Origin of the sequence: Flavobacterium sp. K77 (genome assembly GCF_021608205.1) — a bacterium.
Taxonomy (GTDB): Bacteria; Bacteroidota; Bacteroidia; order Flavobacteriales; family Flavobacteriaceae; genus Flavobacterium; species Flavobacterium turcicum.
Genome location: NZ_JAKIHO010000001.1, coordinates 998,380 through 1,022,334 on the forward strand (window position 1 = coordinate 998,380; position 23,955 = coordinate 1,022,334).

Consider the following 23,955-nt stretch of genomic DNA (forward strand, 5'->3'; position numbering starts at 1 on the left):
TCTAAAAACGCTAAAGCCCTTGTTTTTACGGGGTTTATTGTGCTTTTACACCTTCTGAAAATGATACACCATTTAAGAATTCTGCAGTGTTCATTCTTTTTTTACCAGGAAATTGCAAATTTAATATTTGTACGAAACCATCTTTTACAGCAATTTTTATTTCTTTTTTGGTACAGATTATTTGACCAATTTCAAATTGATGCTGCTCAATCTGGAAAGTTGCTTGATAAATTTTTACATTCCACTCGTTTTCTTGATCTACAAAATAACTCCAAGCTGCTGGATAGGGGGATAGCCCGCGAATTAAATCGTGAATCTCCACTGCAGATTTTGACCAATCTATTTTGCAGTTTTCTTTATTTAGTTTGTATGCTGTTTTGATGTTGCTGTCTTCAACTTGAGTTGTAGTAGTGGCATCATTGTTTGCTATTTTCTCTAAGGTCTCTAAAACCGTCTCGCTTCCTAAATGCATCAATCGGTCATGAAGTGTCCCTGCATCTTCATTTGGCTCGATGTTGGTTTCGCGTTTCAGGATCATAGCGCCGGTATCAATTTTATCATCTATAAAAAAGGTAGTAACACCAGTGGTTTTTTCACCGTTGATGATAGCCCAGTTAATAGGTGCGGCTCCACGATAATTGGGTAGGAGTGAGGCGTGCAGATTAAAAGTGCCTAAACTTGGCATTTCCCAAACTACTTTTGGTAACATTCTAAAAGCAACAACAATTTGCAAATTGGCATTTAACTCTTTTAAAGACGTGAGGAAATCAGGATCTTTCAAGTTTGTTGGTTGTAATAAGTGAAGCTCGTTTGCCAAAGCATACTCTTTTACTGCAGAATATTTTATTTTTTGACCACGTCCAGCAGGTTTGTCAGCAGCTGTTATGACGCCTACAATTTCAAACCCATTTTTTTTGATGCTATCTAGAATTCCCACAGCAAAGTCGGGAGTTCCCATGAATACGATTCGTAATTTTTCCATTATTTAACTAAGGTATATTTGTTATTTGGTAAAATCTTAATATGATTACTCTCTAATAATTCTTGTAAAATTGGCAGAAGCTGTTCAGTTCTATTTTGCGTCATAAACTGCAATTCGCGCGAGCTCTTATCGCCCTCTTCCAGCAAATGCAGTATTTTTGCATCAAGCGCATCACTTTTTTTTGAAGGCTTTTTTTGGGTAATGCAATAGGAGCAAATACCACAATTTGTTTTGTTTTCTTCGCCAAAATAGGCTAAAACTGAATTGCTTTTGCAACTAGTGGTGCTGCTCACATACTTTATTACAGCTTTTAACTGTTCTTTTTTGAGTTCGTTTTGCCTTTCAAGATATTTGGCAACTTTGCTAATTGTTCTTTCGTCCTCTCGAATTTCATTGAATATTAAAGTCGCATCGTTGTTTTTGGCATGGTATGAAATGATTTCTTTTTCTTTTAATTTTTGAAGAACAGCTTGCACCTGAGCTTCGGTATGTTTTGATTTTTTAGCGATCTGTGCCAAGTTAAATGCAATTGGCATTTCGTAAATACCTGGATAGGTTCTCAAAATGGCTAAGATAATTTCTTCATCATTTGGGTTCAAGCTGTTGTAGCGAATTACCTCTTTGGAAGAAATCAAAAATTGTAAATTTATTTTTTCTGAAAATTCCTGTGACAAACTAATTAATCCTTGACGATCTAAAAACTGAAGCGCTTGATAGGTACGTACTGGAGGAAAGTTATAGCGCAAGCAAAAGTGATTGAGGTTAAAAAGGAAAGTTTCGTGTATGCCTTCACCGTAAGCAATTTGAAAATAATTACACAGTTTAATGTACATGGTTTTCAAAAAAGCCTTGTCAGGTAAGCCAGCTATAAATTGGCCTTGAGCCTGATCAGTGTCAGAAGGGCTTGTGAGTAAAACAGCAAACGCTTTGTCTCCATTTCTGCCGGCTCTTCCAGCTTCTTGGTAATAATTTTCCATGTTTTCAGGAAGTTGAATATGAATAACCGTTTTTACATTGGCCTTGTCAATTCCCATCCCGAATGCGTTGGTAGCTACCATAACTTGCACTTTTTCGGTCATCCAAGCTTGCATGTTTTTGTCTTTCTCTTTTGCGTGAAGTCCGCCGTGATAATAGGTAGCTGTAAATCCTCTTGAATTAAGTTGGGCAGCAATATCAAGACAGGATTTTCTGTTGCGCACGTAAATAATCGCTGTTTGCGGATTTTTTGTCAAAATTTGTTCGACTCGAAAAAATTTATCAGCAACTTCAAACACCATGTAGGCAATATTGGCGCGCGCAAATGATTGCTCAAAAACAGTGGGTTGCTGTAGTCCTAATTGGTTGATTATGTCTTCTTTTACCCTTGCGGTAGCCGTAGCAGTAAGTGCAATAAAAGGCGTTTTGGTGAAATACGTTTTTAGAATATTTATCTTCAAATAGGCAGGTCTAAAGTCATGACCCCATTGTGATACGCAGTGTGCCTCGTCAATGGCAATTAAATTTATAGGTAGCCCTTTAATTCGGTCTAAAATCCAATCAGATTGTAAACGCTCGGGAGAAAGGTATAAAAATTTGTAGTTGCCATATTGACAATTATCCAGTAAATCGATGATCTCATCAGATCGAATGGCACCTGTCAAGGCAATAGCTTTAATATTGCGCTCGGCTAAATTGGCAACTTGATTTTTCATCAAAGCCACTAATGGCGAAATGACCAAGCATAAACCTTCTTGTGCTAAAGCTGGAATTTGAAAGCAAACCGACTTGCCGCCACCGGTTGGCAACAACGCAAAAGTATCTTTTCCGCTTAAGACAGATTGAATAATTTCGCTTTGTAGCGGCCTAAATGTATCGTGTTTCCAATATTTTTGAAGAATAGCAACTGATTCTTGCATACAGGGCAAATTTCATTGGCACCAACTAATTGGTGTTTAATTGGAGTAAAAGATACGTATTTATTGATAAGAAACAAAAAATCAGTATTATATGCGCTCTAATATATATTGAATCCTGTTCTCAACGGTGTCTTTAGGTACTTCAATCAAATTGTAACCGTATTTTTGGTAGGTGTCGACCAAATGGTTGTAAATTATTTGAGCTTGTTCAAAGTTTTCATAACGAGCCTCGTCGCTTGTATAAATTTCTTCCCAAGGTGGCAAAAGAAAAATTTTAGAATAAAGGTGCTCTTTGCAAGCTGCGTCAAAACTGTCAGGATAGGTGTCGCCTATGTAGTGCATGTACGCTAATACATCTGGAATTCCACGGTCAATAAATACAACTTCATGTGGCTCTTTTGAAGCATTTTCAAATTGTTTTTTTCGTCCTTCCAGTAGCATTTCGCTAAAAAGTAAAGGTTTTTCAAGAAAAAGTTGGTCTATTCCTTGCTTTTTGGCTTCGAGTGTTACCTCCCGAGAAATCTCAGGGTAACAACAATGTCCTTTTTCTACTAAACCGTCTATTAATGTAGACTTTCCTGTTCCTGGACCGCCAATGATAACTATGATTTCTTTCTGCACTTTTAAAAAATAAGGGGCAAATTTACTTAAACTTATTGGGATTTGAAAAAATCAAGCCATTTAAAATGCAAGCTTTCAAAAATTCACAGTTCAATATTCATATTTTACGTTTGAAACTGTATCTTTGCTTTTTATTTTTTATACCGAAAATGGACAAAAAGACGGAAGAATTTTATGATCGATTAAAAGGCGAATTAGAGTCGAGTACTACTTGGCCTTCAGCTTATTTATTCAAATTTATTGTACCCACAACCGCTAATAATGTTGAGTTTGTGCATAAGTCCTTTGATGGTTTAGGAGCTGTTATTAAAACCACTGCATCCAAAACAGGTAAATTTACAAGCGTTTCTATTGATGTGATGATGACAGATGCACAACAAGTTATAAGTAAATACCAAGAAGTTGCTGTGATCGAAGGTATCGTATCGCTTTAAAAATAAACATTATAATTTTTTTGAAGGCTATTTCGAAAGATCTTATTTTCGAAAAAAGCTAACCAATAAAAAATTGATACATTCGAATATGAATCCAAAATATATCAAAGAAAACGCCAACGATGTGGTACATCATTTGGAGTACAATGCTGAACGAACTCACTTGATTATTCCGGAGTATGGTAGGCATTTACAAAAACTAATTGATCAGGCTACCGAAATTAAAGATGATGTAGAACGCAACAAAGCGGCCAAATACATTATTCAGGTTATGGGCAGCTTAAATCCACATTTAAGAGATGTGCCTGATTTTCAGCATAAACTTTGGGATCAGCTTTTTATCATGTCCGATTTTAGATTGGTGGCTGATTCACCTTATCCCATTCCATCGCGTGAAGTTTTGCAATTGAAACCAGATGTATTGCAATACCCACAAAACTTTCCAAAATATCGTTTTTATGGCAATAACATCAAGTACATGATTGATGTCGCTAACAAGTGGGAAGAGGGCGAAATGAAAAGTGCTTTGGTTAAAGTAATTGCCAATCACATGAAAAAATCATATTTAAGTTGGAATAAAGACACCGTTAAAGATGAGGTGATATTTGAGCATTTGTATGAGCTATCTGATGGTAAATTAAATTTGATACTAAGTTCAGAAGAGTTGCTTAATACTACTGATTTACTGAGAACCAACAAGCGTATGTCGAACAAAATTACGCCTCAAGGTCAGCCAAAAATTATGGGTAACAAAAACCAAAAGTCAGGAAAATTAAATCCTACACATAAAAATCAAAATAGAAAACCTCAATAATTTCAAGAGGTTTGAGCATGATTGTTTTTAAAAACAAGAAAGCTTTGTAAGAGAAACGAAATAAGAATTAATATTTAACTCATAACTGTAAAAAAATGGGAATTTTCAAAATAGAAGGAGGCATTAGTCTAAAAGGTGAAATCACGCCACAAGGAGCAAAAAACGAAGCGTTACAAATTTTATGTGCCGTTCTTTTAACCCCTGAAAAAGTGACGATTAATAATATTCCAGATATTATTGATATCAACAAACTAATCACCCTATTAGGAAATTTAGGAGTTAAAATTCAAAAAATTGGTTCTGGATCGTATACATTTCAAGCTGATGAGGTAAATGTACAATATCTAGAAACCGAAGCTTTCAAAAAAGAAGGTGGTTCATTGCGCGGATCAATCATGATTGTAGGTCCACTTTTAGCTCGTTTTGGTAAAGGTTATATTCCAAAACCAGGTGGAGATAAAATTGGTCGTCGTAGATTAGATACCCATTTCGAAGGCTTTATCAATCTAGGTGCTAAATTCCGTTATAATAGAGAGGATCATTTTTACGGTGTAGAAGCAGCTGATGGACTTACAGGAACGAATATGTTACTTGATGAAGCATCAGTAACAGGAACTGCTAACATTGTGATGGCGGCAGTTTTGGCCAAAGGAATTACAACTGTTTACAATGCCGCTTGTGAACCTTATTTGCAACAATTATGTAAAATGTTGAACTCTATGGGTGCCAAAATTACTGGTGTGGGTTCTAATTTACTTACTATTGAAGGAGTTGAAAGCCTTGGTGGTTGTGAGCACAGAATTTTACCTGACATGATTGAAATTGGTAGTTGGATTGGATTGGCAGCAATGACAAAATCAGAAATTACTATTAAAAATGTAAGCTGGGATAACCTAGGACTTATTCCAAACACCTTCCGTAAATTAGGAATTACATTAGAGCGTCAAGGAGATGATATTTATATTCCTGCTCACGTAAACGGTTACGAAGTGAAAACAGATATTGATGGCTCTATCTTGACAATAGCCGATGCGCCTTGGCCAGGATTTACTCCTGATTTATTGAGTATTGTTTTAGTTGTAGCTACTCAAGCAAAAGGAGATGTATTAATTCACCAAAAAATGTTCGAAAGCCGTTTGTTTTTCGTGGATAAATTAATTGATATGGGTGCCAAAATTATGTTATGTGATCCGCACCGTGCTGTAGTAATGGGGCATGATTTTCAGTCTCAATTAAAAGCAACAACCATGTCATCGCCAGATATTCGTGCGGGAATTTCTTTGTTGATAGCAGCGCTTTCAGCAAAAGGTACGAGTACTATTCAAAATATTGAGCAAATTGATCGCGGATACGAGCGTATTGACGAGCGTTTAAGAGCGATTGGTGCAAATATTGTACGCGCATAAATACTAGTTTTACCACAATTTTCGTTTAAGTAAATAGCAAATAATACAAGTGATCTGCATTTACTTAAACGATTTTTATTTTTAATATATGTCAAGGGAGCAAACGGCTATTAAAGCAACTTATTTCAGTATCATAGGCAATACCACGTTGGCTTTAATCAAGGGTATTGCTGGTTTTTTTGGCAATTCGTATGCACTTATAGCTGATGCTATTGAATCTACAACGGATATTTTTGCTTCATTTTTGGTGTTGTTCGGAATCAAATATGCCAATAAACCTGCAGATGAAAACCATCCCTACGGGCATGGACGAGCGGAACCTTTAATTACGTTTTTAGTAGTTGGTTTTTTGATTACATCGGCTACTATCATTGCTTATGAAAGTATTGTCAACATTGGTATACCCCATGATTTACCGAAACCTTGGACATTAATAGTATTAGGCGCTATTATTTTATGGAAAGAATATTCGTTTCGTGTGGTAATGAAACGCAGTATTCAAACTAACAGTTCATCCTTAAAAGCTGACGCTTGGCACCATCGCTCTGATGCTATTACTAGCGTAGCTGCTTTTTTAGGAATATCGATTGCTTTATTTTTAGGTAAAGGGTACGAATCTGCTGATGATTGGGCGGCTCTTTTTGCTTCCTTCTTTATTTTGTACAATAGTTATTTGATTTTCAGACCTGCATTGGGTGAAATTATGGATGAGCACTTGTACGATGATTTGATTGCCCAAATACGTGAAGTAGCGCAGCAAGTAGATGGAATTATTGATACTGAAAAATGTTTTATTCGAAAAGCAGGCATGCAATACCATGTTGATTTGCATGCTATTGTTGATTCGACTATTTCAGTAAAAGAAGGTCACGATTTGGCACATCAACTGAAAGATACCTTGCGAGAGCGCATTCCAGAGCTAGGTCATGTTTTGATTCACGTTGAACCCAATTAAATAGATATTAAAAAACACCCAATTGGGTGTTTTTTAATTGAATTGCGTAAAGCTTGTCAGGCTACTCTAAGACATCTAAGATTTTCAAACCAAAAACCACTCCGTCTTTGGACACTCCATTTTGAAAAGATCGAACATAATCAACACGAAACAATTTTAATTTTCCAAAACCAAGGTTGTCTAAACCAATAGTAAGTTCTGAATAGGATTTTGCCGAAGGCGTTGACAATTGGTGCGCTCCCAAAATTAAAGTTGATTTTAATTTGTTCAAAAGCGGAATTTTATTCATCAAGTATCCGTTGTCATTGTACTCTGTGTGCGCTTCAAAGTAGCGATCGTTCGTACTTTGTGAATAATACGGTAACAAATTAAAAGTGTTTAAATAACGAGCACTTTGGCCAATACTGGTTTGATTACCATTAAAATGTTTGTAATCTGTAAATGCAATGTTTTTTGCATTGGTAAACACACCTGCCTTCAGATTGATACCCAAAAGGCCTTTGTTACCTAACTTTAAATCATAAAAAGCGCTCGTATTCCAGTGTTCAAATTCATATTTTTTATCAGATGCTGCCCATGCTTTTTCAAGACCAAAGTACAAAGTGGGGTAATCACTGTTGCGAATATTGAATTTTCCGTCAGGACGTGTAGCATATTTATTTCCAAAATTAATGCGCAGAAGCAAATTACTTTTTACCAAATGATGGGTTTCAAATGGTGCCGATAACTCATTTGTTGGATCTAGTGGATTATTCGAACTGTAGAAATCTTCTTTTTTAAAGAAAGAGTAATCAGTTGTGTTGAACAAAGGATTGCGTTTTTCATAGCTAGTTCGAACGCCTAAATTGAGTCCGTTGGCAATATTTTGATTATAGCCCATTGCAACCGATTCTAGTTGGTACAGCTTCATAAAATTGTTTTTAAAGAACAATGAACTGATGCTATTCATGAATTTGCTTATGGGTTCACTAGCATTAAATTGTTTTACTTCGCTACCAGCAGTTGCATAAATTGTTGCATAGTTTTGATTGTTAAAACGATGCGTAAATTGACCTGTTGCGCGTAATCTATCTTCGGCAAATCCGTAATTAAATTTGGCACCAATTGAGGTATATTGACCTTTGGTTTCTTGATTTTTACGTGAAGTAAATCTGAAACCAGTATCAAAATTATAACCTTGAACGGTATTAAAACTTAGTGAACCCAAATTCAATAAGCCATCATAACCAAAACTTTGTTTTTTAACGCTGTTAGTGTACGTATAGCCGGTCAGGATTTTAAGAAATCTGAATTTATTATTCTTCGCATCAATAGAGTCGAGGTAGCGGGGCGAATTACGTGTTTTGTAAATACTATCTTTTCGGATATAATCTAGATTTTCTTCGCTAGTAAGCGGAATTGGTCTGTTGCTGTTCCAAAAAGTACTGTCTTTTTTATTCGCGTTTATTTCAATTCGGGTAATTTCGCTTGAAAATGTTTTAGGTGCAAAGGCAGATATAAAATCGTAATTATTATAAACATAGTTGTACTTTCCTTTAAATTTAACGCCAAAAGCGCCGGCCACAAGTTCCAAACTTTGTGTATTTTTTGCCCAAATAGCAGCTGCTTTGTTAAAACTAAAGTTCTGTTTTAAAGTCATTATGTCTACAAATTCCTCTTTCATTCGATACCCTTTTATATCAAGGTCGACTGCATAAATTGCCCAAGAATCCTCAACAATGTAAATATGTCCTTCAAAAACAGGTTCACTATCTCGTTTGGCCGAAACTAGAATTTTATTTATTTGATTATTGTTTTCGTCAAAAAAGGTGCCCTCGAGCTTATAATTGTAATAGTTAAACGCACTACTAGCAATTGGTGAAATCATGGGTACTCCAAAATCTATAGTATTGTCATAAAAATCATAAAATGACGACCGTGCTGTGTTGTAGCTGTAACCGTTGTTGCTACCGCTAACTTTAGATGCTGATACTACTTCTTTTAATTTGTTGGGTTTATCGAAGGAAATTTTAGAAAATGTTTCCGATAAGGAAATGATTCCTGTTCCCGTTGAGTCGAGTGCGCCATCTAAATCGCCAATTTTTTGACCTAATATCTTCTTTGGAGCATTTTCTAATTTAAAAATACCACGGGAGTAAAAATCGGCGGTAAATCGGTTGGTTTTTTCCGTATTTCGTTTTCGTGCGGCAATTGCTTTTTTAATAATAGCTAACGCGGGATTGACGTTTCTGCTAATAACCACTTCGTTTAACGAAAAAGTTTCCTCGATCATTTTAACTACAATAGAGTACGGTAGCTTAGCAGTTTCAATTGTAACTTTTTGTGTTTTAAAACCAAGAAATTGAAAAACCAGTATGGGTTTTTCGCTTTTTTTCAGAGTGAATTCAAAATTACCTTGATCATTGCTGGTGGTCCCGTAAAAAGAATCTTCTTGTAAGATAGTAACGTAGGGTAGTGGTTTGCCTTGTTCATCAACAATAGTTCCTTTAATTTGTGCGTGACTCCAAATAGAAAGGAGCAGCAAAAAGATAGCGTAGTGTTTTTTCATGAAAGTTTTTTCTTTCTCAAAAATAACAGAACTTTATCAAGAAGCTATTAATAATTTGTTAAACGTTTCGTTTTGAGTTTTTTGAAAAATTATAAAAAAGACAGTAATGCTAATTCATAACTTTTCATTCCAAATCCTACGATAACCCCCTTAGCATTACCAGATAAATAGGACTGATGCCTGAAACTTTCGCGGGCATAGGTGTTTGAAATATGAACTTCTATGACAGGTGTTGAAATAGCTTTAATAGCATCACCTAAACCAATAGAGGTATGCGTATAGGCACCAGCATTCAAAATAATGCCATCATATGAAAAACCAACATCTTGTATTTTTCCAATCAATTCACCTTCAATATTACTTTGAAAATAATTGAATTCTACGTCCATATATTTTTTTTCTAAAATTGTTAAGTAATCCTCGAAAGACTGACTGCCATAAACTTCAGGTTCTCGTTTACCCAACAAATTAAGATTCGGACCGTTGATAATACAAATTTTCATGATTTAACTTTTTTGGTAAAAATAAAAAAACCGTTCCAATTGAAGGAACGGTTTAGGGATTTAATTTTTGTGATTGGTTTAAAATTTGAAACCAGCAGATACTTGCACCACTGAATTTTTGATTTCAGCATTTCTAGAAGCTTCCGTAAGGCCAGCTACATATCTCCCCTGTAAAAATAAATTTTTTGTAAGGTTTACTGTTAAACCAGCTGCTGCACCAAATTCGAAAGTTTCAGGTTTTTTAAAATTTACATTTTCTCTTTCGCTCAATAAAAATGATGCTTGCGGACCTAAATCAAGACTCAAAGCATTACTTAATTTGAATTTTGCAAGAACCGGAATAGACAAGTAGCCCAATTCATTTTTAAACTCTTCGGTTGCATTTTTGTATGTGGCTCCTTGTGTTGAGTACAAAAGTTCTGGTTGTATAGCAAAGCCTTCTGTAATGTTAATTTCGGCAATTAAACCCGCGTGGTAGCTCGTAATGGCTTCCTTGTCAAAGTTATCGCTATTTACAGTAATATCACTTCCAGACTGATTGGCGTAGTTAATACCCGCTTTTAGTCCGAATTTAATACTTTGTGCATTCATACTCATTGTGGTTCCGCATAGAACGATGGCAGCTAAAATTAGTTTTTTCATTTTTTTCTATTTAAAAGTTAGTATTCAATAAGAGACAATAGGTAAAACAGCTTTGTTGTATAAATATTGTCTTTGTTGTTATAACATATCGTGTTCAAAAATTAGTCCAAAAATGAGTAGCGTACTTATTTTTTGAAGTTTCTATTTTCTTTTTGGCGTTAACTCAAAGTAATTTAGTCCGTTAAAGTTACTATTTATATGTAGCAGTGTTGCCGATTTTTCTTTTTTAATGCTAAAATAAATGCGTACTTTGGTGCATGAATTGGAGCACGTACATCAAAGAATACCAGTCGTATTTAAAGATTGAAAGGGGTTTGTCAGAAAACACCATTCTTAATTATACCTTTGACATTGAACGATTGTGCCTGTTTCTTGAACAAAATAACCTTTCTGCTTCGCCAATTTCAATAACTGATGAAACACTTCAAGCATTCATTTACGCTGTTGCAAAAGAGGTTAATACTCGTTCCCAGGCACGTATTATTTCTGGCCTCAAAAGTTTTTTTAATTTTTTAATTTTTGAGGAATACCGCAAAGATGATCCATTGCAATTAATTGATACTCCAAAAACAGGGCGTAAACTTCCAGATACTTTATCCGTAGCCGAAATAGATACTTTGATTGAAGCTATTGATTTAAGTACAAACGAAGGCGAACGTAATCGGGCCATGCTAGAAACCTTGTACGGGTGTGGTTTAAGGGTTTCGGAATTAGTAGCTCTAAAAATCTCGGATCTTTTTTTTGAAGAAGGTTTTATCAAAATTACAGGTAAAGGAAACAAACAACGTTTTGTACCCATTAGTGAATTGACGCAAAAATATATCAATACTTATAAGGATCACGTTAGGATACACCTAAATATTCAAAAAGGTTTTGATGACACTTTGTTTTTAAATCGAAGAGGAAGGCAATTAACGCGTGCTATGATTTTTACGATTATTAAAAATTTGGCGGTATCAATAGGACTTCACAAGACAATTAGTCCGCACACATTACGTCACTCATTTGCTACTCATTTGTTAGAAAATGGAGCTGATTTACGAGCTATACAATTAATGCTAGGTCACGAATCTATTACTACCACAGAAATCTATGTGCATTTAGATCGCAGTTTTCTTACCGATGTTTTGCACACCTTTCATCCAAGAAAAAAATAATAAGGTAAACTTTATTTTTTAGATTGCTGCTAAAGAAAGAAATACTTTATACTTGTCATTATTTTTGTTTTTTTCAACAAAAAAAAAGACTACAACACATTTTCTTCATCTTTTATTTTATAACTTGACATTTGATTAATGAAATAAAGTTCGACTATTTAATACGAGCATATGGTTTTTGATTTTTTCCAAAATGAAAATTGTCAAGAGGTAAATGATTTTTACAATAAATTATTTAATGAAATTCCTGATTTAATTTTTGAATTTGTAATTACTCCTGACAATACCTACCTATTTCCTTTGGTGAGTAGGTCGGCTAATAATTTTTTCGAATTGTCAGCTACGCACTTCCTAGATAGTGACAAAACACTAATTTATGAACGTATTGTTGAGGCAGACCGCGCTCCTTTTTTTGAATCTTTACTACAAGCCAAACGAAATTTAACTAGTTGGGAATTCGAGTTTAGAGTTCAACTGCCTCAAAAAGGGTTGCGGTGGTTAAAAATTGCTGCAAAACCAGAGTTGTATCCTGATGGGAGTATTGCTTTTTACGGTCGTATTTCGGATTGTACAACACTAAAAGACAATGAAAATCGATTAAAAGTAAGTGAGGAGCGTTTTAAATTTGCCCTCGAGGCATCTACTGCTGGTGTGTGGGATTGGAATGTTGCTACTGATGAAGTGTTTTATTCGGCACAATCCATGAAAATATTAAATGAAGATGTTGCAGATGTTTTTGACTCTCCAAAACGATGGGATAAAATTGTACATCCAGATGATTTAAATCGCTATTTTTCAGACATTCAAGATCATTTTGATGATCGTACTCCTTTTTACGAAAACCACCACCGCGTACTTACTAGTCAAGGAAAGTACAAGTGGATTTTAGATCGTGGGAAAGTTATTGAACGCGATTTGTATGGAAAACCACTAAGAGTAATTGGTACCCACACTGATATTTCTTCGCAAAAAGAGAAAGAATTAGAGTTGGAGCAGGCGATTGATTTGGTACGAAAGCAAAATAGCAGACTTTTAAATTTTTCGCATATTGTTTCGCATAATTTGAATACGCAGGCTGGTAATATCAAATCCATTTTGGATTTAATTGATACTGATGCAGAAGAAAGTACTATTCAAGAAATGCTCCCATATTTGCGTACTGTTTCTAACGATCTCAACGAAACAATTCGAAATTTGGTGCAATTGGTATCAATTCAAAACAATCACAATATCCCTGTTAGTGCACTCAATTTGAAAAAATATATAGTAAAAACATTAGATCTTATTCATTCGTCACAATCGCAAATCTCATTTCAAATTCACAACCTAGTACCTGAGCATGTTGAGGTAGATTTCAATCCGGCGTATTTAGAAAGTGTTTTGCTTAATTTTACTACAAACGCTATCAAATATGCCGATCCTAAACGACCTCTGGAAATTACTTATCAATTTGAAATTGATAACAACCAAAAGGTCCTATCAATTACCGATAATGGTTTAGGTATTAATTTAATGAAATATGGTGAATCTTTGTTCGGATTGTACAAGACTTTTCATCAGCATGCAGATGCTCGTGGTTTGGGTTTGTATATTACCAAAAATCAAATTGAATCAATGAAGGGTACTGTTTCTGTAACAAGCGAAGAGGGTGTTGGATCTACGTTCAAAATTCATTTTTTTTGCTAAGATTAATTAGCTGTAGCAACAGAAGTTTCTTCTTTTTTGCGTTTCCTTTTAACAAATTTGATAATTATTTTCATAAAAAAAGCTTCCAATAACGGAAGCTTTTTTCTATCACTATATTTTAATTTCTATTTTGCAATATTTACAGCACGCGTTTCACGTATTACCGTAACTTTTACCTGTCCTGGGTAAGTCATTTCTGTTTGAATTTTTTGAGAAATGTCGAATGATAAACTTGCGGCATTATCATCAGAAACTTTTTCGCTTTCTACAATAACACGTAATTCTCTACCTGCTTGAATAGCGTATGCGTTTTTCACACCACTAAATCCGTAGGCTACTTCTTCAAGGTCTTTCAAACGTTGGATATACGAGTCTAAAACTTGTCTTCTTGCTCCTGGTCTTGCTCCTGAAATGGCATCACAAACCTGAATTATTGGAGACAATAATGATTTCATTTCGATCTCATCGTGGTGAGCTCCAATGGCGTTACAAACTTCTTCTTTTTCGCCATATTTCTCAGCCCACTGCATTCCTAATAAAGCGTGTGGTAAATCGCTTTCAGCATCTGGTACTTTTCCTATATCGTGCAATAAACCTGCTCTTTTGGCTAGTTTGACGTTCAATCCTAGTTCAGCAGCCATAATTCCACACAATTTAGAAACTTCACGTGAGTGCTGTAATAGGTTTTGTCCGTATGATGAACGGTATTTCATTCTACCTACAACTTTAATCAATTCTGGGTGTAAACCATGAATACCTAAGTCAATTACAGTACGTTTACCAACTTCAATGATTTCGTCATCAATTTGTTTAGTAGTTTTAGCAACTACTTCTTCAATACGAGCAGGGTGAATTCTACCATCTGTTACTAATTTGTGTAATGCCAAACGAGCAATTTCTCTTCGAACAGGATCAAAACAAGAAAGAATAATCGCTTCTGGAGTATCATCTACAATGATTTCTACACCGGTTGCAGCCTCTAGTGCACGGATATTTCTACCTTCACGACCAATGATTCTACCTTTTACGTCATCTGATTCAATGTTGAAAACAGAAACACAATTTTCAACTGCTTCCTCAGTTCCTACACGCTGAATAGTATTGATGATGATCTTTTTTGCTTCTTGTTGCGCAGTAAGTTTTGCCTCTTCAATAGTGTCTTGAATGTGTGACATCGCTTTACTTTTTGCTTCCGCTTTCAAACCTTCTACCAATTGATTTTTAGCTTCTTCGGCAGATAGTCCTGAAATCAATTCCAATTGCTGTAACTGGCTTTTGTGTAAACGGTCTACTTCAACCTGTTTTTTGTCTAAGTTTTCAATTTTAGCCTTGAATTCAGCGCTTTTAGCTTCGAATTCGTCATTTACTTTTTTAGCCTTTGATAGTTCATTAGATATTTGAGACTCTTTGTCGCGAACTCTTTTTTCAATTTCGGCTACTTTTTTGTCGCGTGCCAAAATTACTTGCTCATGCTCTGCTTTAAGTTCAATGAATTTTTCTTTTGCCTGAAGAATTTTATCTTTCTTGATATTTTCAGCCTCTAAATTGGCATCCTTTAAAATCGATGCTGCTTCTTTTTTGGAGTTTTTAATGAGATTAGAAATATTGCTTTTCTCAATTAATTTTGCAATAGCAAATCCTGCTGCAATTCCAAGTATTCCTGAGGTGATAATCGTTATTATGTTGTCCATGTTTATTAAAATTTATGTATAAAAAAGCCTACATTAGTGGGATTGTATAAACTCGAAAAGACAAGTTTTGAGCTAACTCACTGTTCAAGTTTCCTCGCCGGAGCGTGGCATGCTATAGTAGTGACGATTCGCTCATCTTAAATTGTTAGTGTTGAGTTTACCAAATAAGAACTAATGTAGGCAGTATCTTAGTTTTTGTAAAGAACGTTTATTTGTCGAGATATTGATCGAGCTTAGCATTGATTTTTTTTAATCTCTCAATCGTTGCTTCGCCATCAATGGCATTATCAATTTGTTTTTGTTCTGTTTGTGAGGCAAATTGCAGGGCACACATGGCCAAAACATCTTGCTTATCTCTCACGGCATAATTTTCTTCAAATTGCTTAATCATAATATCAATTTTTTTGGAGGCGCTTCTTAAGCCTTCTTCCTGAGCCATATCTACATTAAGCGGATATACACGGTCTGCAATCGATATTTTTATTTTAAGCTTTTCGTCCATATTTTCCTTAATCGGATAGTTGTGCTATACAGTAATCAATGTCTCGAATTAATGAATTTATTTTAAGCTTTGTATCTCTTTTATTTTCGTCACTGCCTAATAATGAATGTGCCATTTTGAGTGTTTCATATTGTTTTTTCAAGTTTTCAATTTCTAGAGCTTGACTTTCAATAAGAGTAGCAGCTTTTACTAAATCATTTTTTAACTCTTGATTATTTTGTTCTAAACTTTTCGTTTTAGCAAAAAGTTTTTCGACTTTATATTCAAGAATATCAATAATTTCTGCAATTACACTCATTATAGATTTAATTCATTACATAATCATACAAAGTTAGTATTCCTTTTTAATTTTCCAATATTTTATTATTTTTTTTCAAGTAAATTGCGTAATAATCACTTGATCAGTTGATTATCGTTTTGTTGCTTTGAGTCGTATTTAAATGTTTTTTTTATCTTAGCAGAAATTGTTTTTTATGAAATTTGTTTTGTTTTTACTCCTATTCTCCGCAGCCCTTTTTGGTCAAGCCAGTTATCCCCAGGATTATTTTAGATCTCCACTCGACATTCCGTTGCAATTATCAGGGAATTTTGGAGAATTAAGACCAAATCATTTTCACGCAGGTTTTGATATGAAAACCCAGCAGCGTGAAGGCTTAAAAGTATATGCTGTGGCAGATGGGTATGTATCGCGTATTAAAATTTCAACTTTTGGAAACGGAAAAACCATTTATATTAACCATCCCAATGGATATACGTCTGTTTATGGCCACTTGCAAAATGCAGTAGGTTCAATTCACGATATAATTACCAAAGCGCAATACAAGGAACAATCTTTCGAAGTTGAACTTTTTTTTAAGCCTGATGAAGTGCCTGTGAAAAAAGGTGATATAATTGCTTTATCAGGAAACACAGGAGCATCCGAAGGGCCGCACTTACATTTTGAATTTCGAGATACCGCCAGCGAATTTGTAATCAATCCGCTTTTGTTCGGATATGATTCGTTGTTAAAAGATACAAAAAAACCAACAATCTCTGGATTGTATGTTTATCCTCTCGATGGGAATACTACGGTAAATTATGCTAAACGCCCATTGCTTTTAAATGTTTCGTTGCAAAAAGATGGTTCTTATCTTTCAGATAAAGTCATAGCAAATGGTGTAATTGGTTTTGGGATTACCGCTTTTGATACGGATGACGTTTCATTCAATAACAATGGAGTGTATAAAGTACAGACGTTTTTGAATGGAAAGCCAAATTTTGGCTATGAATTTAATACCTATTCTTTCGAAGATATGCGATTTATCAATGCTTTGATCGATTATCCTCGGTACAAAACAACGCAGCAGCGAGTTCAAAAACTATTCATGAAAACGCCGTATAATTTGCGTTTTATTCAAACAGATGAAACCAAAGGTGTCTTGAACGTTTCTCCCAACCTTTCTTTGTTGTATCGCATTGAGGTTGCTGATTTTTTTGGTAATAAAAAAATGATTAACGTTCCTATTCAATACGATTTAACATCTACTAGAATTGCTAAAGAAGAAGTTAGTGGTCCATATCGAGTAAAAGCCGCCAAGGATAGTAATTTTGAAATGGAAAATGCTTCGGTTTTTTTTCCAGCAGGAACCTTTTACGACGATTTTAATTTGAATTTCAAGGTAAAAAACAACACGCTTACTGTTCACGATGATACCGTGCCAGCACATTCCAATTTTACAATAACTATTAAGGATTCAACTTTAACGGTAGCACAGCGCGAAAAAATGTTTATTGGTCGTGTCGATGGAAAAAAAATAAGTTATAATGCAACTTATCGTAAAGATGATATTTTCCAAACTAAAGTAAAAGTATTAGGAACCTACGCTTTAGTTTCAGATACGGTAGCGCCACGAATCAGTATGGCAGTTCCTATTGACGGCAAATGGATCAGTCAACAAAAATCTTTACAACTCACTATTGCTGATGATTTGTCGGGGATTAAATCGTACAACGGTTATCTGAATGGGAAATGGGTTTTGTTTGAATACGATAATAAAACGCGTAAAATAACCCATTTTTTCACCGAAGGATTGGTTGCTGATGGTGCCAATGAATTAAAAGTAGTAGTGGTGGATAATATGGGGAATTCAACTACCTTTGAGACGCGTTTTTTTAGAAATTCTAAACCTTAAAAGCATATCATTTGAACTCAATCAAACAGCTAATTGTCCTGTTTTTGGTCTTGCTAACTACATCAATAACGGCGCAAACTGCCCGAATTAGAGGTGTTGTTTTAGATGCCAACCAAAAAGTGGTGCCTAACGTAAATATTAGTTTTTTAGACAAAAGTACAGCTACCAATTCCAATGGTTTTTACGAACTGAAAGTTCCTGCCAATCAAAATGTGACTTTGGTTTTTACGCACGTTTCTTTAAAAAAAATCACCGTTACTTTTTTTCTTGAGCCTAATGATCAACGAGAATTTAACCCCGTAATGAATGATCGTGAGGAGCAAATGACTGCTGTTGTGGTGAAGGCTAATAATAGAAAAGCAGTGCAGGGAATTACAAGTTTAGAGCCCGAAATGTTACGAAAAATTCCGGGAGCCAATGCTGGTGTCGAAAATATTTTGAAATCGTTGCCTGGCGTGAATTCTAACAACGAGTTAAGTACGCAATATTCCGTTCGTGGTGGAAATTTTGATGAAAATTTAGTGTACGTAAACGAAATCGAAGTGTACCGACCATTCTTGATTCGCTCAGGACAGCAAGAAGGATTAAGTTTTATTAATTCAGATTTGGTACAAAACATTGATTTTTCGTCGGGTGGTTTTCAAGCTAAATTTGGAGACAAACTCTCTTCTGTTTTGGATATAACGTATCGCAAACCAGTGGCATTTGGTGCAAGTATGGAAGCGAGTTTCCTCGGCGGAAGCCTTTCATTTGATGCCGTTTCTAAAAATAAAAAATGGTCGGCAGTAACAGGTCTTCGCTACCGAAACAACAGCCTTTTGGTAAACAGTCAAGAAACGCAAACTAATTTTACGCCTTCGTTTGCTGATATTCAAACTAACATCAATTATCAAGCTTCTGCAAAATGGCAATGGAGCTTTCTAGGAACTATTTCGCAAAATAAATACAATTACCAACCACTAACACGTCAGACCAATTTTGGTACTATTGACAATCCGATGGCGCTAACTGTGTTTTATGAAGGCCAAGAAAAAGACAAATACGACACCTATTTTGGTGCCATGAAATCAGTTTATAATGTTTCAGACAATTTTACCTTAAAATTTATTGGATCGGTTTTTCATACGATAGAGCAGGAGCACTTTGATATTTTTGCACAATATCGCTTAGGAGAAGTAGATACGAATATAGGTTCTGAAACACTTGGTGAGGTTACTTTTTCTCGTGGCGTAGGTTCGCAGCTGAATCATGCACGTAACGATCTGGATGCCTTAATTGTAAATACAGAAATTAAAGGTTTTTTAGATTGGAAAAAAAGCCAAATCGAATGGGGTGTAAAATATACACGAGAATCTATCCGAGATCGAATTATTGAATGGGAAGTGATTGATTCGGCTGGTTTTTCTTTAAATCCACCACGTATTGATTTGCCCAAAAATGACCAACCGTACACCTCGTATACCGGACCTTTAGTACCCTTTCAGGAAGTTCGTGCTTTAAATTTTAATTCAATAGATCGTTTTTCTGGTTATGCGCAGTGGAGCTTAAAATCGAATATCGGAGCACATACAGTTTGGTACAATGCAGGAGTGCGTGCTCATCAGTGGCAGGTGCAAGGCGCTACCACAGACGGAAAATCGCAATTTACTGTGAGTCCGCGAGCGCAAATAGCGCTTAAACCCAATTGGGATGCCGATGTGGTGTTTCGATTTTCGGGTGGTTTGTACCATCAACCGCCTTTTTACAGAGAATTACGAGCTGCAAATGGAGCGGTACAGCCTAATGTGAAAGCACAACAGTCAGTACATTTGGTTTTAGCAAATGATTATAGTTTTACCATGTGGAACCGACCTTTTAAAATGGTTTCTGAATTGTATTATAAATCGTTGACTGATGTAAATACGTATACGATTGATAATGTTCGAATTCGATATGCAGCCAACAATAATGCAGTAGCTTACGCCCAAGGTGTGGATGTGCGTTTGAATGGGGAGTTTGTACCGGGAACCGAATCGTGGATTAGTTTTGGATATTTAAAAACCGAGGAAAATGGCAACGATAGAGGATTCATTGCAAGGCCAACAGATCAACGCTTAAAGTTTGCGATGCTTTTTCAAGATTATATGCCTAATATTCCAAGTGTGAAATTGTATTTGAATTTGGTGTACAATACAGGATTACCTGGTGGTTCACCCTCATATGCAGATCCTTATTTGTACCAAAATAGATTGAATGACTACCGCAGAGCAGATATAGGTTTTTCTAAAGTTTTTATAGATGAAACCAATGCTGGAAAGGTAAAAGGCATATTTAAAGATTGTAAAGAATTAGCTTTAGGTTTAGAGATTTTTAATCTTTTTAACAATCAAAATGCTATTACAAACACTTGGGTGCGAGACGTATATTCTAAGAACCAATACGGTATTCCAAATTATATGACTACACGCGTTTTTAACATAAAGTTGACAGCGAAGTTGTAAGCTACAAGCTAAAGCCAATTGAATTCTATTTATTCGTTAAATCCGTTGTTGAATGTACTTGCTATTTTGAAAAATGATTACATTTGAGTTTTAATACCATCAGCACATGAAAAAAATACAGATCACCTGTTTAGGAATTGCATTGCTATTTTTAGCAAGTTGTAAAGAGGATGCAGCAACGCCAAAAGTTACTTATGATGCGGCTAATAAAGCAAAGTCGATTGTAAGGGCAGACTCAACCCAAATACAAATAGCTGATTTACCTTGGCAAATGGAAGGGACTGATTATTTAATTCATCCTATTGCTGATTTGAGTATTCGTGATCGCGGCGTAAAATCACGTTATGGTTCATCAAGTGTGAATGATTTGAGTTTTACGATTTCAAATTATGGCGAATATGAAATTACAGGTTTTTTACAAAATATTAAATTCCAAAAAATCGATTCAGACTCCATAACCAAATTAACGGATAAGCCAGTTTTGATACAAACAGCAACGTATTTAAAAACGGTTGCTGATAGAACCAAAAATCAAATCATGGTGTACACTATGGTCGATATGGATACCAATAAAGATGGTAAATTAGAAACTAGCGACATCAAATCCTTGCATTTAAGTACTATCAGCGGGGAGCGTTTCACTAAAATCTCGCCTGACTTTGAGGAATTAATTGATTGGAAACTTCTAGCTTCGCGCAATCGTTTGTATTTTAGAACGGTTGAGGATACCAATAAAAATGGTCAATTTGATAAAAATGATTTGGTTCACTATTATTATATCGATTTGACTGCGAAAGAATGGAAGATTACTGCATACGAGCCAATTTAGTTTTTTAATTTAAATCAAAATATCACTTTCCAAATCTGATTTTTCAATGGTAATAGCATAACCCAATTGTTTTACCAATTGAATGACTAGGTTTTTGTACCAGTTCTCAGATTTTGGGTGAATGTATATTTTTTCAATCAAAGTAGTAACTTCAACATTTATTTTAAGTCCTTCGTTTAATTTGTTTTCACTTTCGCCAATATCAGTAATGATACGTACTTCGCGCTCGTACTGAAAACTTTTTCTTTTAAACAAAAACGGGAAAAACGAATCATCAAACGGAATGTGTTCTTTTTTGTAATCGATATAGTTGACTTCACCAATGAATTGCTTGTGGTCGTTTTCTAAATGCAGCGCTTTTTGTAATCGTCCCAGAGTTGATTGAATGGCAAGTCCTTCGGTGTTTTGTGTAAAAATTTGCCACATTGCAAACGATTCGTATTCATTAATGTGCCAACTACTAATAGCTACTTTTTCGCGATGCTTTTTGTAATAATTTAAAAAATCAGGATTGTCTTGAGACAACTTTTTGATTTCCTCAAAAGTAGGCTCGCTAAAGGTACCTTCGTATTGATCCTCAAATTTATCAGAGCGTGACATGAATAGCTTTTGCGAAAGCAGTAAATCCAGAAATTTAGATAAGTCGAGGTATTTCCAAACGACTATGCTCGGATCTTGAGGAAGTTTAATAGAGGTGTTGTTAACGTACATAACTACAATTTATAGGAAATGCTTTTGTGTAAAGTTCACCAATTTTTTTTACTTATGATTTAAGAACTTGTTTTTTCAACGTTATTTTTTTGCTATTAGGCATTACCAGCTCCAAAGATTCTTTCGTTTTTGCTTCTGTGCGCCAAGCAATAAAATCACATTCATTTTTAAAGTCGGCTGCTTTTAGTCCGTTAACGGATAGAATTTCTTCTCCAATTGTTAGGTCTTTTGCTGTATTTTCTTCTTGATTACTTTTTCCGGTGATTGTTAATTTACCATTTTTCAAAAACACATCAGCATCAAAATTCAATTGCAAAGAAATAGGTTTGTTTGACAATTGCATATGATAGGTTGATGTACTATTGTTCATAATCGTAACCGATGTTAATTGCGAAAAAAAGGATATTCCAAGCTTCTTTTCAGTACCAGGTTTGCTCTCTATTTTTACATTTTCAAAGCTTTTATTTCCAAGTGTCAAGCCATCAAATGAAAGGGTTTCAAAAGCAACAGTTTTTATTTCTGTCAAACTCATGGCAATTTTAGTACCAGTGATTATCTCGTTTTTAGGGTCTTTTTTTAATTTTTTAAAAGCAGACTCATTTGTGTCAACTTCAAGAAAATCATTGTAACCGGTATCAATTAAACAATTTTTTATGGGTGTACCTTGAATTGAAAACGTGGTAAAATGCCTGTTGCTTTTGTAAACAATCGGTATGCTTAACATGTCAGTATTAGTTTCAAAAACTGCATTGGAAACGTAAAGTAGTTTTTTGTCAAAATCAATTTTCCAATTTAGTTTGTTAATGGCATTAGCGCCAAGTAAATAAGTATCGGCGCACGATAAAAGAGGCATGTCATACACGATGCTCTTTACGTTATGTATGTCAAATGTGCCAATAGTAACTGTTTCAATAACTGCTGATTGCATGCTGTTTTGATTTTCGTTGCTATCAGTAATATTCTTTTTTGCAGAAATCTGGATGTTGGCTGCACTCGCTTTGCTTGATGGAACCACACCCAATGCAGCACCAGTGTCTAGCATAAAGTCGGTTGGTACTCCGTTTAGTTTCCCTTTAAAAACCAGTAAACTTGATTTTAAGCTAAACGGAATCGTATCTATTTTTGTGTTTTGAGCGTAATTGACAATTGATATACTCAAGAAAAGAGCTGTTGCTAAAATTCGTTTCATAACTAAATATTTTTAGCGTTTGATCTTAGTTTTTTAATCGATCTTGAAATAAAAATACCGCCTAAAATTCCAGGTAAACTCCAAGCTAATACATCTGGTAAAAAAGTATTGTTGACCACTATAAAAGCTGTAAATGCTGCTATATAAGCACCTGTCATGCGGCCAATATGATTTTTCAAACCGTATAAAGTATCAGTTACTTTGCCAGTATAGGCTTTGTATTCAGTGTAACACAATCGTAAACTAGCAGTTCCAAATAGTAGAAATACGATACCAAAAACTTGTTTAGCTAGTACATAACGAATTCCAATGTAATAAAAAATGATTGAGCAGATTAACATGGCAATAGTTAGCAGTGCATCACCAATTTGCGGTTTCTGACCCAAATGGGCTTTTTTTAATTGGATCATTCTGTATCCCGAAATGGTCAAGTAAATTGTAAAAACGCCTACTATAAAAAGAAATAAATTAGGATGTACGTAGGATAAGTAAAAAGCACACAATCCGGTGCTGACCATAGCTATGGTAAAAATCAAGCCAATTTTTTTATGAAGTCGGTCGCCTTTTTTGCGAATTAAAACAATGGTACCCAACAGTAAACCAATAAATCCAGAAAGAATGTGCAGCACTAAGATAATTTTGAATAGCATAACAGAATGTTTTAAATTAAAAAGGTTACGTAAATATATTGCTATCTTACGTAACCTTTAAAAAATATATACTGAAATGTCTTACTTCA

At 35.0% G+C, this 23,955-nt stretch carries 21 protein-coding genes; 9 read left to right on the plus strand and 12 right to left on the minus strand.

Annotated features, from left to right (window positions below; genetic code table 11):
- Positions 1–34 precede the first annotated feature (34 nt).
- From fmt to L1S34_RS04435, 3 genes are all read right to left on the minus strand, one after another.
- On the minus strand, positions 35–982 hold the full coding sequence (gene fmt / locus L1S34_RS04425) for a methionyl-tRNA formyltransferase (protein WP_236362979.1): 948 nt from the start codon (positions 980–982) through the stop codon (positions 35–37).
- Positions 982–2,877, minus strand: coding sequence for a RecQ family ATP-dependent DNA helicase (locus L1S34_RS04430; protein WP_236362980.1), 1,896 nt, complete (start codon positions 2,875–2,877; stop codon positions 982–984). The genes fmt and L1S34_RS04430 overlap by 1 nt, the downstream gene beginning before the upstream one ends.
- A gap of 87 nt (positions 2,878–2,964) precedes the next feature.
- Positions 2,965–3,498, minus strand: a complete 534-nt coding sequence (locus tag L1S34_RS04435; RefSeq protein ID WP_166138409.1) for an AAA family ATPase — start codon at positions 3,496–3,498, stop codon at positions 2,965–2,967.
- A gap of 149 nt (positions 3,499–3,647) precedes the next feature.
- Here L1S34_RS04435 and L1S34_RS04440 point away from each other — a divergent pair, with 149 nt between their 5' ends.
- The 4 genes from L1S34_RS04440 (at position 3,648) to L1S34_RS04455 (ending at position 7,107) form a co-directional block, all read left to right on the plus strand.
- A complete protein-coding gene (locus tag L1S34_RS04440; protein WP_166138406.1) occupies positions 3,648–3,932 on the plus strand; it encodes a DUF493 family protein in 285 nt (94 codons plus the stop codon).
- A gap of 88 nt (positions 3,933–4,020) precedes the next feature.
- Positions 4,021–4,746, plus strand: a complete 726-nt coding sequence (locus tag L1S34_RS04445) for a DUF4290 domain-containing protein (RefSeq protein ID WP_236362981.1) — start codon at positions 4,021–4,023, stop codon at positions 4,744–4,746.
- Between the two features lie 95 nt (positions 4,747–4,841).
- Complete coding sequence (gene murA, locus L1S34_RS04450) at positions 4,842–6,152, plus strand: UDP-N-acetylglucosamine 1-carboxyvinyltransferase (protein ID WP_166138400.1); 1,311 nt, start codon at positions 4,842–4,844, stop codon at positions 6,150–6,152.
- Between the two features lie 88 nt (positions 6,153–6,240).
- Entirely contained in the window at positions 6,241–7,107 is an 867-nt protein-coding gene (locus tag L1S34_RS04455; RefSeq protein WP_236362982.1) for a cation diffusion facilitator family transporter, read from the plus strand.
- Positions 7,108–7,168: 61 nt separating this feature from the next.
- On the opposite strand, the gene L1S34_RS04460 is transcribed toward L1S34_RS04455, so the two are convergent.
- The 3 genes from L1S34_RS04460 to L1S34_RS04470 all read right to left on the minus strand — a co-directional run bounded on the left by L1S34_RS04460 (position 7,169) and on the right by L1S34_RS04470 (position 10,800).
- Positions 7,169–9,655: a DUF5686 and carboxypeptidase regulatory-like domain-containing protein gene (locus L1S34_RS04460; protein ID WP_236362983.1), complete on the minus strand. Its 2,487-nt coding sequence runs from the start codon at positions 9,653–9,655 to the stop codon at positions 7,169–7,171.
- 89 nt (positions 9,656–9,744) lie between these two features.
- On the minus strand, positions 9,745–10,158 hold the full coding sequence (gene aroQ, locus L1S34_RS04465; RefSeq protein ID WP_236362984.1) for a type II 3-dehydroquinate dehydratase: 414 nt from the start codon (positions 10,156–10,158) through the stop codon (positions 9,745–9,747).
- 78 nt (positions 10,159–10,236) lie between these two features.
- A complete protein-coding gene (locus L1S34_RS04470; RefSeq protein ID WP_236362985.1) occupies positions 10,237–10,800 on the minus strand; it encodes a porin family protein in 564 nt (187 codons plus the stop codon).
- Positions 10,801–11,057: 257 nt separating this feature from the next.
- On the opposite strand from L1S34_RS04470, the gene xerD reads away from it, so the two are divergent.
- Positions 11,058–11,957 (plus strand): site-specific tyrosine recombinase XerD, encoded by a 900-nt coding sequence (xerD, locus tag L1S34_RS04475; RefSeq protein WP_236362986.1) that lies wholly within the window; start codon positions 11,058–11,060, stop codon positions 11,955–11,957.
- A 171-nt stretch (positions 11,958–12,128) separates the two neighbouring features.
- Complete coding sequence (locus L1S34_RS04480) at positions 12,129–13,643, plus strand: sensor histidine kinase (RefSeq protein ID WP_236362987.1); 1,515 nt, start codon at positions 12,129–12,131, stop codon at positions 13,641–13,643.
- Between the two features lie 125 nt (positions 13,644–13,768).
- Here L1S34_RS04480 and rny read toward each other — a convergent pair whose 3' ends face one another.
- The 3 genes from rny to L1S34_RS04495 form a co-directional block, all read right to left on the minus strand.
- Positions 13,769–15,334 (minus strand): ribonuclease Y, encoded by a 1,566-nt coding sequence (gene rny / locus L1S34_RS04485; RefSeq protein ID WP_236362988.1) that lies wholly within the window; start codon positions 15,332–15,334, stop codon positions 13,769–13,771.
- 208 nt (positions 15,335–15,542) lie between these two features.
- Positions 15,543–15,836, minus strand: a complete 294-nt coding sequence (locus L1S34_RS04490) for a cell division protein ZapA (protein WP_236362989.1) — start codon at positions 15,834–15,836, stop codon at positions 15,543–15,545.
- 7 nt (positions 15,837–15,843) lie between these two features.
- Positions 15,844–16,134 (minus strand): hypothetical protein, encoded by a 291-nt coding sequence (locus L1S34_RS04495; protein WP_166138374.1) that lies wholly within the window; start codon positions 16,132–16,134, stop codon positions 15,844–15,846.
- Positions 16,135–16,309: 175 nt separating this feature from the next.
- On the opposite strand from L1S34_RS04495, the gene L1S34_RS04500 reads away from it, so the two are divergent.
- From L1S34_RS04500 to L1S34_RS04510, 3 genes are all read left to right on the plus strand, one after another.
- Positions 16,310–18,007, plus strand: a complete 1,698-nt coding sequence (locus L1S34_RS04500) for a M23 family metallopeptidase (protein WP_236362990.1) — start codon at positions 16,310–16,312, stop codon at positions 18,005–18,007.
- Between the two features lie 11 nt (positions 18,008–18,018).
- The gene (locus L1S34_RS04505; protein ID WP_236362991.1) at positions 18,019–20,487 is read left to right on the plus strand and encodes a TonB-dependent receptor; all 2,469 of its coding nucleotides are present in this window, start codon (positions 18,019–18,021) and stop codon (positions 20,485–20,487) included.
- A 106-nt stretch (positions 20,488–20,593) separates the two neighbouring features.
- Positions 20,594–21,316 (plus strand): hypothetical protein, encoded by a 723-nt coding sequence (locus L1S34_RS04510; RefSeq protein ID WP_236362992.1) that lies wholly within the window; start codon positions 20,594–20,596, stop codon positions 21,314–21,316.
- Between the two features lie 9 nt (positions 21,317–21,325).
- Here L1S34_RS04510 and L1S34_RS04515 read toward each other — a convergent pair whose 3' ends face one another.
- Genes L1S34_RS04515 through L1S34_RS04525 form a run of 3 tightly spaced genes read right to left on the minus strand, consistent with a single transcriptional unit; the run spans position 21,326 to position 23,866 of the window.
- Positions 21,326–22,027, minus strand: a complete 702-nt coding sequence (locus L1S34_RS04515) for a hypothetical protein (protein ID WP_236362993.1) — start codon at positions 22,025–22,027, stop codon at positions 21,326–21,328.
- A gap of 52 nt (positions 22,028–22,079) precedes the next feature.
- Entirely contained in the window at positions 22,080–23,216 is a 1,137-nt protein-coding gene (locus tag L1S34_RS04520) for a retropepsin-like aspartic protease (protein WP_236362994.1), read from the minus strand.
- Positions 23,217–23,218: 2 nt separating this feature from the next.
- Positions 23,219–23,866, minus strand: a complete 648-nt coding sequence (locus tag L1S34_RS04525; RefSeq protein ID WP_236362995.1) for a DUF2306 domain-containing protein — start codon at positions 23,864–23,866, stop codon at positions 23,219–23,221.
- Between the last annotated feature and the right edge of the window lie 89 nt (positions 23,867–23,955).

Excerpts from the sequence above, each read along its gene's own strand:
- fmt (WP_236362979.1), bottom strand. The coding sequence starts at position 982 with ATGGAAAAATTACGAATCGTATTCATGGGAACTCCCGACTTTGCTGTG.
- L1S34_RS04430 (WP_236362980.1), bottom strand. The coding sequence starts at position 2,877 with ATGCAAGAATCAGTTGCTATTCTTCAAAAATATTGGAAACACGATACA.
- L1S34_RS04440 (WP_166138406.1), top strand. The coding sequence starts at position 3,648 with ATGGACAAAAAGACGGAAGAATTTTATGATCGATTAAAAGGCGAATTA.
- L1S34_RS04445 (WP_236362981.1), top strand. The coding sequence starts at position 4,021 with ATGAATCCAAAATATATCAAAGAAAACGCCAACGATGTGGTACATCAT.
- murA (WP_166138400.1), top strand. The coding sequence starts at position 4,842 with ATGGGAATTTTCAAAATAGAAGGAGGCATTAGTCTAAAAGGTGAAATC.
- L1S34_RS04455 (WP_236362982.1), top strand. The coding sequence starts at position 6,241 with ATGTCAAGGGAGCAAACGGCTATTAAAGCAACTTATTTCAGTATCATA.
- L1S34_RS04460 (WP_236362983.1), bottom strand. The coding sequence starts at position 9,655 with ATGAAAAAACACTACGCTATCTTTTTGCTGCTCCTTTCTATTTGGAGT.
- aroQ (WP_236362984.1), bottom strand. The coding sequence starts at position 10,158 with ATGAAAATTTGTATTATCAACGGTCCGAATCTTAATTTGTTGGGTAAA.
- L1S34_RS04470 (WP_236362985.1), bottom strand. The coding sequence starts at position 10,800 with ATGAAAAAACTAATTTTAGCTGCCATCGTTCTATGCGGAACCACAATG.
- xerD (WP_236362986.1), top strand. The coding sequence starts at position 11,058 with ATGAATTGGAGCACGTACATCAAAGAATACCAGTCGTATTTAAAGATT.
- L1S34_RS04480 (WP_236362987.1), top strand. The coding sequence starts at position 12,129 with ATGGTTTTTGATTTTTTCCAAAATGAAAATTGTCAAGAGGTAAATGAT.
- rny (WP_236362988.1), bottom strand. The coding sequence starts at position 15,334 with ATGGACAACATAATAACGATTATCACCTCAGGAATACTTGGAATTGCA.
- L1S34_RS04490 (WP_236362989.1), bottom strand. The coding sequence starts at position 15,836 with ATGGACGAAAAGCTTAAAATAAAAATATCGATTGCAGACCGTGTATAT.
- L1S34_RS04495 (WP_166138374.1), bottom strand. The coding sequence starts at position 16,134 with ATGAGTGTAATTGCAGAAATTATTGATATTCTTGAATATAAAGTCGAA.
- L1S34_RS04500 (WP_236362990.1), top strand. The coding sequence starts at position 16,310 with ATGAAATTTGTTTTGTTTTTACTCCTATTCTCCGCAGCCCTTTTTGGT.
- L1S34_RS04510 (WP_236362992.1), top strand. The coding sequence starts at position 20,594 with ATGAAAAAAATACAGATCACCTGTTTAGGAATTGCATTGCTATTTTTA.
- L1S34_RS04515 (WP_236362993.1), bottom strand. The coding sequence starts at position 22,027 with ATGTACGTTAACAACACCTCTATTAAACTTCCTCAAGATCCGAGCATA.
- L1S34_RS04520 (WP_236362994.1), bottom strand. The coding sequence starts at position 23,216 with ATGAAACGAATTTTAGCAACAGCTCTTTTCTTGAGTATATCAATTGTC.
- L1S34_RS04525 (WP_236362995.1), bottom strand. The coding sequence starts at position 23,866 with ATGCTATTCAAAATTATCTTAGTGCTGCACATTCTTTCTGGATTTATT.